11 protein-coding genes are annotated in these 12137 nt (G+C 67.0%); 4 read left to right on the top strand and 7 right to left on the bottom strand.

Annotation, left to right across the window (positions count from 1 at the left end; translation table 11 throughout):
- Window positions 1-49: 49 nt before the first annotated feature.
- The 5 genes from lexA to ACX40Y_RS08325 all read right to left on the bottom strand — a co-directional run bounded on the left by lexA (window position 50) and on the right by ACX40Y_RS08325 (window position 5908).
- Window positions 50-727, bottom strand: a complete 678-nt coding sequence (gene lexA / locus ACX40Y_RS08345; protein WP_459119090.1) for a transcriptional repressor LexA — start codon at window positions 725-727, stop codon at window positions 50-52.
- Between the two features lie 57 nt (window positions 728-784).
- Complete coding sequence (locus ACX40Y_RS08340) at window positions 785-1969, bottom strand: molybdopterin molybdotransferase MoeA (protein WP_459119089.1); 1185 nt, start codon at window positions 1967-1969, stop codon at window positions 785-787.
- 41 nt (window positions 1970-2010) lie between these two features.
- Window positions 2011-2952, bottom strand: coding sequence for a PilZ domain-containing protein (locus ACX40Y_RS08335; RefSeq protein WP_459119088.1), 942 nt, complete (start codon window positions 2950-2952; stop codon window positions 2011-2013).
- Between the two features lie 91 nt (window positions 2953-3043).
- A complete protein-coding gene (astD, locus tag ACX40Y_RS08330) occupies window positions 3044-4459 on the bottom strand; it encodes a succinylglutamate-semialdehyde dehydrogenase (RefSeq protein ID WP_459119242.1) in 1416 nt (471 codons plus the stop codon).
- Between the two features lie 84 nt (window positions 4460-4543).
- Window positions 4544-5908, bottom strand: a complete 1365-nt coding sequence (locus ACX40Y_RS08325) for a protein adenylyltransferase SelO family protein (protein ID WP_459119087.1) — start codon at window positions 5906-5908, stop codon at window positions 4544-4546.
- Between the two features lie 18 nt (window positions 5909-5926).
- Here ACX40Y_RS08325 and ACX40Y_RS08320 point away from each other — a divergent pair, with 18 nt between their 5' ends.
- The 4 genes from ACX40Y_RS08320 to alr all read left to right on the top strand — a co-directional run bounded on the left by ACX40Y_RS08320 (window position 5927) and on the right by alr (window position 10542).
- Window positions 5927-6802, top strand: a complete 876-nt coding sequence (locus ACX40Y_RS08320) for an alpha/beta fold hydrolase (protein WP_459119086.1) — start codon at window positions 5927-5929, stop codon at window positions 6800-6802.
- A gap of 13 nt (window positions 6803-6815) precedes the next feature.
- Window positions 6816-7949, top strand: a complete 1134-nt coding sequence (locus tag ACX40Y_RS08315; RefSeq protein ID WP_459119085.1) for a glycosyltransferase — start codon at window positions 6816-6818, stop codon at window positions 7947-7949.
- 75 nt (window positions 7950-8024) lie between these two features.
- Window positions 8025-9428: an NAD(P)H-dependent flavin oxidoreductase gene (locus tag ACX40Y_RS08310; RefSeq protein WP_459119084.1), complete on the top strand. Its 1404-nt coding sequence runs from the start codon at window positions 8025-8027 to the stop codon at window positions 9426-9428.
- An 85-nt stretch (window positions 9429-9513) separates the two neighbouring features.
- Window positions 9514-10542 carry an alanine racemase gene (gene alr, locus ACX40Y_RS08305; protein WP_459119083.1) on the top strand — a complete coding sequence of 343 codons (1029 nt, stop codon included), beginning with the start codon at window positions 9514-9516 and terminating at the stop codon, window positions 10540-10542.
- A 19-nt stretch (window positions 10543-10561) separates the two neighbouring features.
- Here alr and ACX40Y_RS08300 read toward each other — a convergent pair whose 3' ends face one another.
- Both ACX40Y_RS08300 and ACX40Y_RS08295 read right to left on the bottom strand, forming a co-directional pair.
- Window positions 10562-11029: a hypothetical protein gene (locus tag ACX40Y_RS08300; protein ID WP_459119082.1), complete on the bottom strand. Its 468-nt coding sequence runs from the start codon at window positions 11027-11029 to the stop codon at window positions 10562-10564.
- A gap of 73 nt (window positions 11030-11102) precedes the next feature.
- The gene (locus tag ACX40Y_RS08295) at window positions 11103-12071 is read right to left on the bottom strand and encodes a sterol desaturase family protein (RefSeq protein ID WP_459119081.1); all 969 of its coding nucleotides are present in this window, start codon (window positions 12069-12071) and stop codon (window positions 11103-11105) included.
- Window positions 12072-12137: the final 66 nt, after the last annotated feature.

Below are 12137 nucleotides of genomic sequence, written 5' to 3'. Positions count from 1 at the left end.
GTTCACACTCGTGCGATGATGCAGGCGCCGTGCGACGCCTGCGCCATCATCAGTAGCGCCGCAACAGCCCCGACAGCCGGCCCTGAACGCGAACCTGGTCCGGGCGGTAGCGCTGCGGCGAATAGTCGCGATTGGCTGGATCGAGCCGGATCATCGATCCTTCCTTGCGGAAGAATTTGAGCGTCGCCTCCGTTTCGTCGATCAGCGCGACGACGATCTCGCCGTCCCGCGCGGTCTCCGTCCGGCGGATCAGCGCATAATCGCCATCGAGAATGCCGGCTTCGACCATCGAATCACCCGCCACCTCGAGCGCATAATGCTCGCCCGACCCGAGCAACGCGGCCGGCACCGGCAGCATCGTCGAGCCTTCGAGCGCTTCGATCGGCGTACCTGCCGCGATGCGGCCATGCAGCGGAATTTCGAGCACGTCATTGGCCGCCGCGGGCGGCACCGAGGACGCCGGCGACGAAACGAGCGGCCGCGCCGACTTGGCCGGCGCCTTCTTCTCGCCGCGTTCGGGCATGCGCAGCACTTCGAGCGCGCGGGCACGGTTCGGCAGGCGGCGGATGAACTCGCGTTCCTCCAGCGCACTGATCAGGCGATGGACCCCCGACTTGGATTTGAGGTCGAGCGCCTCCTTCATCTCCTCGAACGACGGCGAGACGCCGGTTTCGTTGAGGCGATCCGCGATGAAACAGATCAGCTCGTGCTGCTTGCGCGTGAGCATCCAATCCTCCGTGTCTAGAACAGACTGGGAACGTTTACGCAATGTTCCGGCACCGTGTCAAGCGATGTCGAGAATGCGAATCTCGCTGCCCTTGTCGGCGGCCGGGGCATTGGGCTGCCGCACGATCAGGCAGTTGCTGCGGGCGAGGGTGCGCAGCATCGAACTGTCCTGGATGGTGGAGGCGAACACCGCGCCGTCGACGACGACGGCGCGCAGATAATCGGTGCGATCGCCGTTCGCCGGGATCCGTTCGCCGAGCACGGCCGCGCGTTCGATGGGGAAGGGAGCGGCGGCACCCGCAGCATGGGCGACGAGCGGCCGGACGAATAATATGGTGGTCACGAAGGCGGACACGGGATTTCCCGGCAACCCCACCACCGCCATTGTGCCGCGTCGCCCCGCCATCATCGGCTTGCCCGGCCGCAGCGCGATCCGCCAGAAATCGAGCGTGGTGCCCGCCGCCTTGAGTGCGGGGCGCACAAGATCATGATCCCCCACCGACGCGCCGCCGGTGGTGACGAGGATATCGGCGTCGACGGTGGCGAAGGCATGGGTGAGCGCGGCGAGATCGTCGGGGATGATTCCCAGATCAACGATTTCGACCGGGAGGCCGGCAAGCTGCGCCTCGAGCATCAGCCGGTTGGTTTCGGGCAACTGGGCGTCGCCGAGCGGGGAACCTGGGGCCACCAGTTCATCGCCCGTCGCGGCGAGCGCGACCCGGACGCGGCGATGGACCGCAATGGTTGCGATCCCCGCGACGCCGAGGAGCGCCAGTCGTGCCGGGGTCAGCCGTTCGCCCCGGCGAACCAGCGGTTCGCCAGCCTCGAAGTCGAGTCCGCGGCGGCGGACATTCCGCCCATGATGGGCAGGCCCGTTTCCGGCCAGACGGATGGTGTCGCCATCCGCGTCGGCCTCCTCCTGGACCAGGACCGTGTCCGTCCCGTCGGGCAGCGCGGCGCCGGTGAAGATCCGCACCGTCTCGCCGGGGGCGACAATTCCCTGATGCCGCCGGCCGGCCGCGCTTTCGCCGACCAGCCGCCACGGACCGGGTATGTCGTCGAAACGGATCGCATACCCGTCCATCGCCGAGAGGTCCGCCGCAGGCTGCGTGCGCAGTGCCGCGACATCCGCCGCCGCCCACCGTCCGGCGGCTTCGGCCAGCGGCACATGTTCGACGGGCAGGCTGGGCGCCAGCGCGAGCAGGCGCGACTGGGCATCGGCGATCGGAAGAAGCGCGGTCATTTCCGGGGCTTGGCCCGGTGAAGCCGGCGACACAAGCCCCGTCAGGCGGTGCCGCGCACCGAGAATCCGTGGAGATCGCTTTCGCGGAGCGGCAGGCGGAACTCGCAAAGCGCGCGACGCTGATCGACTTCCAGCACGCGGGCCGGACCGCCGCCAAGCCCGGTGAGCGCCACCCAGAGCTGGCTGCCGGGGCGGAAGGCGTGGCGCGCCTCGAACTCGACCAGATAGGGGGTGAGCGCGCGGACGCGCACATTCCACCAGCGCACGCCTTCGCGGACCCGCGCCGGCGAATCGACCCGTAGCGCCTTGGGATCGGCGAGCAGCGTGTCGCCATCGCTGCCGTGCATCGGCACCGCATGGTGATCGCGCTGAAGGCTGCGGAGCCAGGGCAGCAATGTCTGCCAGCCCAACTCCTCAGCGAACAAGATGCCCGCTGCCCCCTGATCGACCCAGCGGACCGTTCCGTCGAGCGGGCGCAGGCCATCGACGGTGAGTTGCACGGCGGTGTCCGGCGTAAGCGGCGAGCGCACTTCGATGCCGATGCCGCCCTGGGAGATGTTGCGCGTCCGCACCTGTTCGACATGGCCGTCCCAGCGGATGCCGACCGTCTGGCGCAGCTCGATTCGGGGGAGCATGCGGCGCTCGGCGGGAACGCTGGCGAGATTGCGGGCGAGAACGCCGACCATGTCGATCGCCCGATCGAAGACGAAGGCCATTTCCCAGCCATGCGACCAGGCGGTGCGGCCGGACAGCCGCTCGCCGGTGGGCAGGACGAGCGTCATCGGCCGGTCTTCGGCCAGCGGATCGGCGACCGCGAGCACCGCGCCCTTGGGGCCGATCCAGCGGATCGCGCAATCCTGAACACAGGCGTCATCCTCGAGCAGGGCAAGATCGAGCCCGTTGATCGCGAATTCACGACGGGCCGGGCCAGGGATGGTATCGTCGAGACTGAAGATGGTCGCGGACGCAAGCCCGTGGTTCATTGTTGTTTCCCGTCCGGTCGCCCCTCTTTTGGCGGGAAGCCATTGAAGCGGCGGTTAAGCGGGACGGTTGCCAAATGCCTAATGCGCCGGATCAGGCATCGCGAAGGCCGACCCCCATCGCCGCACGGGCCTGTTCGGATTCGGAGCTGACCACCGGATAGGCACAGTAATCCGCTGCATAATAGGCACTGGGGCGATGATTGCCCGACCAGCCGATCCCGCCGAACGGCGCGGCCGAACTCGCGCCGTTGGTCGGCTTGTTCCAGTTGACGATGCCGGCGCGGATGTTGGACCAGAACTGATCGTAGAGCCGGGGTTCCTGGCTCACTAGGCTGGCGGAGAGGCCGAAACGGGTGTCGTTCGCCTCGGCGATCGCTTGCTCGAAGCTGGTGGCGCGGAACAGCTGGAGCACCGGGCCGAACAGTTCGACATCGACCTTTTCGCGTGCCTCGGTCATGTCGATCAGGCCCGGGGTGAGGAAGGGGCGGCCCTCGATCAGCCGCTCCATGTGGCGAAGCGGGCGGCCACCGATCGTCGAGAGCGCGAGGAAGCTTTCGGTGAGCATGTCGGCGGCGGCATTGTCGATCACCGGCCCCATGAAGGGCTGAGGATCGGCATGCGGCTCGCCGATGATGAGGCGGCCGATCAGCTTGTTGAGTTCGGCCATCAATGGCTCGAAAAGCTTTTCGTCGACGATCAGGCGGCGCGCGGCGGTGCAGCGCTGGCCGGCGGTGGTGAACGCCGATTGCACGGTCAGGACGGCGGCCGAATAGAGATCGGGCGTGTTCCAGACCACAATCGGGTTGTTGCCGCCCATTTCGAGCGCCAGGATCTTTTCGGGGCGGGTGGCGAACTGGCGGTTGAGCGCGATGCCGGTGGTTGCCGAGCCGGTGAACAACAGCCCGTCGATATCGTCGTGCCCGGCGAGCGCCTTGCCCTGGTCTGGCCCGCCGACCAGCAGGCGCACACAGCCTTCGGGAATGCCGGCGGCATGGAGGCAATCGACGAGAAAGGCGCCCGTCGCCGGGGTCTTTTCCGAGGGTTTGAACACCACCGCATTGCCCGCGAGCAGCGCGGGCACGATATGGCCGTTGGGCAGATGCGCAGGGAAGTTATAGGGGCCGAGCACAGCCAGCACGCCATGCGGCTTGTGCCGCAGCGCGAGGCGGGTGTTCATCGGCGATTCGATCCGGCGCTGGCCGGTGCGTTCGGAATAGGCGGTGACCGAGATGTCGACCTTGGCGATCACGGTTTCGACTTCGGTGCGCGCTTCCCATAGCGGCTTGCCGGTTTCGCGGGCGATGAGATCCGTGAAGGCGTCGGCGCGCTGGCGGACGACATTGGCGAAGCGGCGAAGCGCCTCGATCCGATAGGCGAGCGGCCGGGCGGCCCATTCGGCCCAGCTTTTGCGGGCGATCGCGACTTCGGTGTCGGCGTCTCCGGCCATCTGGCGCCACAGCACCGCACCGGTGGCGGGCTCCGTCGAAATGATTTCCTGTCCCGGCATCCCGTCTCTTGTCTTACTCATCAACGCGACTTGTCCGGCCGGATGGCCCGACGCAATAGCTTGTCCTTGCACCAAAATGGGGCATCAGGCCAGCGCCGCACCCATTTCGCGGATCGCCGCGACCTTGCGGTTGAGCGGCGCCCAGTCATCGTCTTCGGCGATCGCTGCCCAGATCGCCTCGACCTCGTCGATCAGCATCGCGCAGGGGGCGTCGCCCTGCCAATAGGGGTGATCGCGCGGCTTGCGCGGGCGATAGCCGTCGAGCCGTTTGCGTGCCTCGGCAAAGCGATCGTCCTCGCGATCGGGGAGCGTGCCGCCGAACGAATCGAAATAGAAGCGGTCGATCGGTTCGCCGCTGGCATAGAGCGCCTTTTCGACGGCGTCGGCGAGCGCGCGGTCGCCCGCATCGTCGCGCGGTTCGACGCCGAGGCGCCAGAGCAGCGCGCGGGCCTCTTCACGCTGATAGACCTCGGCAAAACGCTGAAGTTCGTCGACCAGCGGGTCTTCCTCGGCGATCTGGCGCAGCGCGATGGCGAGCTGCATCACATCCCAATAGATCGCCTCGGCCTGGCGGCCATAGGCATAGAGGCCGTTCTGATCGAAATAGGCGGCGGTGAAGTGCGGCGCCCAGCTGGGGGCGAACCGCCAGGGGCCGTAATCGAAGCTTTCGCCGGTGACGTTGATATTGTCGCTGTTGAGCACGCCGTGGACGAAGCCCGCCGCCATGAACTGCCCGGCGAGCCTCGCCGTGCGCGCGACGACATGGCCGAGCAGGCGGCGGGGCGCGTCGGGATCGTCGGCCGCGGCGCCATCCTCGCCGAAATATTGCGCGAGGACATAGCCGACGAGGCGGCGGATCGCGGCATGATCGCCGATATGCGCCAGCCGCTGGAAGGTGCCGATGCGGATATGACCGTGGTTGAGCCGGACGAGCACCGAGGAACGGGTGGGGGAGGGTTCGTCGCCGCGTTGCAGCGCCTCGCCGGTTTCGACGAGCGAGAAGGTGCGCGAGGTATCGACGCCCAGCGCCTCGAGCATCTCGGTCGCGAGGATTTCGCGCACGCCGCCCTTGAGCGTCAGCCGGCCGTCGCCGAAGCGGCTATAGGGCGTGCGGCCCGAGCCCTTGGTGCCCAGATCCATCAACCGGCCGGCATCGTCGGTCATCTGCGCGAACAGAAAGCCGCGGCCGTCGCCGATCTCGGGATTGTACACGCGGAACTGATGGCCGTGATAGCGCAGCGCCAGCGGCTCGGCGAGGCTGCCGGGAAGCGGCGTGAAGCGCGCGAAATGATCGAGCCACTCGGCATCGCTCAGGCCGTCGAGCCCGATCGTCGCGGCGGCGCGATCGTTGCGGAAGCGAAGGATCGCCTGCGGAAAGCGCGCGGGCGTCACCGGATCGTAAAAGCCATCCCCGAGATCGAGGATCGCCTGTTGCGGAGCAAAGGCCATATCGCGATATGGGGCGCGATGGGTGACCGGCGCAACTATTCGGACGGCTATTGGTGGTCGAAAGACGGCCTGAGGCTGCATTATCGCGATTATCCGGGGCGCGACGATCGTCCGCCGGTGATCTGCTTCCCCGGGCTGACGCGCAACGCGCGCGATTTCGCGCGGCTGGCGGAGCGGCTGGCGGGCGAATGGCGGGTGATCTGCGTCGAATTCCGCGGGCGGGGCGAAAGCGCCTACGCCAAGGATCCGATGACCTATGTGCCGCTGGTCTATCTCCAGGATGTCGAGGCGCTGCTGGCGGAGCTGGGCATCGCGCGGTTCGTGGCGGTCGGGACGTCGCTGGGGGGCATCGTGACGATGCTGCTGGCGGCGACCGATGGCGCGCGGCTGGCGGGCGCGGTGCTCAACGATGTGGGGCCGGAGCTGGACCCCGTGGGGCTGGCGCGGATCCGCACCTATGTCGGCAAGGCAGTGTGGTTTCCCACCTGGATGCACGCGGCGCGGGCGCTGGCCGAGACCAATGGCGATGTCTATCCCGATTACGGGATCGAGGACTGGCTGTTCATGGCCAAGCAGCTGTACCGCGTGAACAGCCAGGGGCGGATCGTGCTCGATTACGACATGAAGATCGCCGAGCCGTTCCGGGTGCCGGGCAACGAGGCCGGGCCGGACATGTGGCCGACGCTCGACGCGCTGGCGGGCAGGCCGCTGCTGGTGGTGCGCGGTGAACGATCGGACATCCTGCGCGTAGAGACCGCCGACAGGATGGTCGCGCGGGTGCCGGGCGCCGAGCTGGTGACGGTGGCGCGGGTCGGCCATGCCCCGACGCTCGGCGAACCGGTGGCGGCGGACGCGATCGATCGGTTGCTGGACCGGGTCGAGGGCGGGCGCTGAGCGGCGATAGGCGATGTCGATCCATATCCTTCACCTCCATTCGACCTTCGCGGCGGACAGCCGGGAAGCGCGCGCGGTGCAGCTGATCAACGGGTTCGGCGATCGGGCGCGGCACACGATCGTCTCGGCGGCGCCCGACCAGTTGGGCGCGCGCGAGGCGATCGAGCAGCACATCAAATATGAGATCGCGCTCGATCCACCGCCGCTGACCGGCAAGCCCTCGGTCAAGCGCTATGAGGCGATCGCGCGTTTCATGCGACGGTTCGACCTGGTGCTCACCCATAATTGGGGCGCGATCGACGGCGTGATGGCCGCTCGGGTGTTCGGCGAGGGGCTGCCCCCGATCATCCATCACGAGGACGGCTTCAACGGCGACGAGGCCGAGAAGCTGAGCACGGTTCGCAATATGTACCGGCGGATGGCGCTCCCTGCCGCCAATGCGCTGGTGGTGCCTTCGGAAAAGCTGGAGGATGTGGCGCAACGATTCTGGAAGCAGCCGCGCGAGCGGCTGGTGCGGATCGCCAACGGGGTGCCACTGTCACGCTATGCCGGGCCGCCCGACGCATCGCTGATCCCCGCGCTGGGGACGCGCCGCAAGGGTGAGGTGTTCATCGGCTGCGTCGCGCCGCTCGAACCGATCAAGGATTTGCCGATGCTCGTCCGCGCGGCGGCGGGGATGAGCGCGCGGTTCAAGCTGGTGATCATCGGCGACGGGCCGGAGCGTCAGGCGATCCTCGACCAGGCCGAGGCGATGGCGATCGAGGACGAGCTGATCCTGACCGGCTTCCTGCCCGATCCGCATCGCTATCTGGGCCTGTTCGACCTGTTCGCGCTGTCATCCAAGACCGAGCAGGCGCCGGTTGCGGTGATCGAAGCGATGGCGGCGGGGCTGCCGGTGGTTGCACCGAAGATAGGGGATATCCCTGCGATGGTGTCCGAGCCGAACCAGGTCTATCTTTCCGCCGACCGAACCGAAGTGTCGCTGCGCGATCGGCTGGACGTGCTCGCCAAGCACCCCGAAGAACGCAAGCGCGTGGGGGCGGCGAACCGCGAGCGCGCCCGCGCGTTGTTCGGTGACGCGGAGATGGTGGCCGCGTATGCAGCGCTGTATTCGCGCGCGATCGGGCGGCCGGGTGCGCTGGGATAGCGCATCGGTCCAAATGTTACTCGCTTGTAGCGACGCTTCCGGCTAGCGTCGCGCGGCAATTTTTGTGGAGGCAATGTGTTCAAGGGTCTTTCGCCCATCACCTATAACGGCCGCGAGGTCTGGCCGCTGGTCGAGGGTGGGAAGGGCGTCGCCGCGACCAACCATGCAAGCGCGGGCGCCTGGGCGGCTGCCGGCGGCATCGGCACGGTGAGCGCGGTCAATGCCGACAGCTATGACGCGGACGGGAAGATCATCCCGCAAATCTATCGGGCGCTCACCCGGCGCGAGCGCCATGAGGAGCTGATCCAATATGCGATCGAGGGCGCCGTGCAGCAGGTGCAGCGCGCATTCGAGATCGCCGGCGGCAAGGGCGCGATCAACATCAACGTGCTGTGGGAAATGGGCGGTGCGCAGCGCGTGCTGCACGGCGTGCTCGAACGGACGCGCGGCATGGTGGCGGGCGTCACCTGCGGCGCCGGCATGCCGTACAAGCTGAGCGAGATCGCCGCCTCCTATGAGGTTGCCTATCTGCCGATCGTCAGTTCCGGCCGCGCCTTCCGCGCGCTGTGGAAGCGTGCCTATTCCAAGGCGCAGGAGTGGCTCGGCGCGGTCGTCTATGAGGACCCCTGGCTCGCCGGCGGTCATAACGGCCTGTCCAACGCCGAAGACCCGCTGATGCCGCAAGACCCCTATCCGCGCGTCAAGGCGCTGCGCGAGACGATGCGCGAAGGCGGCCTGCCGGACAGCGTGCCGATCGTGATGGCGGGCGGCGTCTGGTATCTGCGCGACTGGAACGACTGGATCGACAATCCCGAACTCGGCGCGATCGCCTTCCAGTTCGGGACAAGGCCGCTGCTGACTAAGGAAAGCCCGATCCCCGATGGCTGGAAGGCCAAGCTGATGGAGATCGAGGAAGGTGAAGTGCTGTTGCACCGTTTCTCGCCGACCGGCTTCTATTCCTCGGCGGTGCGCAACCCGTTCCTGCGCCATCTGGAAGCGCGATCGGAGCGCCAGATCCCCTATTCGACCGAGGCGGCGGGCGATCACACCTTCCAGCTCGACGTCGGCGTGAAGGGCAAGAATTTCTGGGTGACGCGCAACGATCTGCTGCGTGCGCGCGAATGGTTCGGCCTGGGCTTCACCAGCGCGCTCAAGACGCCGGACAACACGCTGGTGTTCGTCACGGCCGAGGATCAGCAGATCATCCGCAAGGATCAGGCCGACTGCATGGGCTGCCTGAGCCAGTGCCAGTTCTCGTCCTGGGCGGATACCGAGACGAATTCGACCGGTCGGCTCGCCGATCCGCGCAGCTTCTGCATCCAGAAGACGTTGCAGGACATCGCGCATGGCGGCGACCCTGACCAGAACCTGATGTTCGCCGGCCATTCGGCCTATAACTTCAAGCGCGACCCCTTTTATTCCAACGGCTTCATTCCGACCGTGAAGCAGCTGGTGGATCGCATCCTGACCGGCGACTGACCGGGACGCGCCGACCCCGCCGAAATGCGGGGCCGGACGCGACGTGACGGTGGCGTTGCGGCTTCAGGCTCGCTAACCGCAATGCATGACCGATGCCCCTTTGCGCCTGCGGATCGACGGCGGCGCGCTTGTCGCCAACTGGATGCTTCTGGCCCGCATGAGCGGCGCCGCCGCGTGCGGCGCTGCGGTGAAGGCCAATGGCTATGGCCTGGGTGCGGAGGGCGTCGTCCGGCGGCTGGCGGACGCAGGCTGCCGGGACTTTTTCGTCGCGACCTGGGCAGAGGCCCGGGCGCTGGCAGGGCTGGGGGTTACGGTATCGGTGCTGCACGGCGTGCGCGCGGAAGACCTGGCCGACCGGCCCGCCCATGCTCGGCCGGTGCTGGCGAGCGCCGAGCAGGTGCGGCGATGGCGCGAGGCGAATGGCGGCGCGTGCGACGTGATGGTCGACACCGGCATGAATCGGCTGGGCGTATTGCCGCAGCAGGTGATGGACGGACTGCTCGACGGGCTGGCGATCGAGACGCTGCTCAGCCATCTGGTCGCGGCGGAGGAGGACGTGCCGATCAACGCCCGACAACGCGCCGCGTTCGCCGCGCTTGCCGGCCGGACATCGGCGCGGCGGATGAGCCTGGCGAACAGCGCGGGCATCGCATTGGGCGCGGACTATCATTTCGACCTGACCCGGCCGGGGATCGCGCTTTATGGCGGTCGCCCGACGCCTGCGTTTGCCGGCATCCGGCAAGTGGTGACGCCCGAAGCGCAGATCCTGCAGCGGCGCCGCGTGCCGGCGGGCGAGACGATCGGCTATAACGCCACCTATACCGCGCCGCGCGACATGGAAGTGGCGATCCTGAACCTCGGCTATGCCGACGGCTATCTGCGATGCTTCTCCAATCGCGGCGGGGCGAGCGCCGGGGGCGCATCGCTGCCGGTGGTGGGGCGCGTATCGATGGACCTCACCGCCCTGTCGGTGGATGCCGCACCGGACCTCGCCGAGGGCGACTGGGTGGCGATCGACTATGACCTGCCGGAGACGGCCGCGCGCAGCGGGCTGTCGCAATATGAGCTGCTGACGGGGCTCGGCCCCCGCTATGACCGGTGCTGGATCGACTGACGGCGGCGAGCGCCCGCGCTCAGGCGGGGATCGCCTCGTCCATCGGGGCGGCCTGCAGCACGTCGAGCCGCGAGCGCAGCGCATGGCGGGCCTGGCGCTGTTCGATCCACCGACCCGCGACATAGAGCGCGGCGAAGATGCCGGCAAAGCTGTAGGCGGGAATGCGCAGGCTTTCGACCAGCAGCGCCAAAAGCGCGAAGGGCAGTGGCGCGACGAAACACCAGAGCAGCGCGTGGCTGACGAGATCGAAGCGGAGCGACGGTTCATCACCGGCAACGAATTCGAGCTGCCCATTGGTGAACGAGGCGAAACGATCCTGCGAGTCCGGATTATCCTTGTGAAAGCGCAATCTGTTGCCGTCGCGATCGAGGGTGGTGCCGCGTTCCTGAAACAACGAGGCGAGCCGGCCGAACGCCTCCTCCGCATCGGCCGCAGCCGGGGCGGGCACGCTCCCCCGCACATGCCAGATCCAGTCGATCCACCGCATCGTCAACCGCCCCCTGTCCAACATTCATCCGATCGCCGATCCGGCCCCGCGAACGCGGGGCCGGCTGGCCAGGCTATTCGGCCGGCATCGCCTGAGCGCTATCGGCGCCGGCCCGCCATTTCTTCACGCCGTCGAGCAGCGGGTAGAAGGGGTAGAGCATCTGGTCCTTGATCGGCAGGCGGCGGCAATCGTCGAGCCCGACGCGCTCGGATTCGGAATCGACGCAGGTGCCGAAGATGCGATCGATGAAGATGAAGGTGTTGGCATAGTTGGTCCGGCTGCTCGCAAAATCGGGCGAATGGTGCAGACTGTGATGCTCGACCGTGTTGAACAGGAACGACCACCAGCGCGGCGTGTTGAACCGGATGTTCGCATGGGTATAGGCGCCGATCGCCATGCCGATGCCGCCCGCAAGCAGCGCGGCGCGCGGCAGGAAATCGAAGAAGCCGCCCAGGCTGAGCCCGATCAGGAACAGCTCGATCGGATTGCCGACCGACCCCTTGAGCGCGTTGAGCTGGGTGATGTGATGGTGCGGGGCATGGGTGAGCCAAAGCGGCTTCCAATTGTGCATGCCGCGATGCATCCAATATTGGCCGAAATCGAAGATCAGCAGGATCGCGAGTGCCTGGACGAGGATCGGCAGCTGGCCGGCCCAGGCGGTCTTGATATGGAAATAGCCCTTGATCGCATCGATGATCGCGTCGTCACCGAAATGCTTTCCGGCATATTTGACGAGCGTGTAGCTGATCGCGACGTAGAACAGATCGCTCGCCAGTTCCTTCCATGTCAGCCGCCAGCTCGCATGGCGCTCGCTGATCCGTTCCATGCCGAGCAGCGTCAGCTTGAAGGCGATGCCGATGCCGACGGCGACCGACGCCTTGGCGATCGAATCCGGCGCGAACGTCCAGAACAGGATCATCGCGACGAGCATCGCCGGCTGGAAATGAGTGAAGACGAAACGCTTGATCGGGCCGCCCTGCACCCGTGACGTCATGATGTCGGGTTGCTGCGTGTTGATGATCGCTGGTGTTGCTGCATCCATGATCACGGCCCCATCTGATTTTCCTGATCTTCAGGATGACCGAAACCGATGGGTTGTGCCGTAAGT

The organism is Sphingomonas sp. RS6 (genome assembly GCF_054489705.1).
This window is presented reverse-complemented; position numbering and strand designations above follow the sequence as displayed.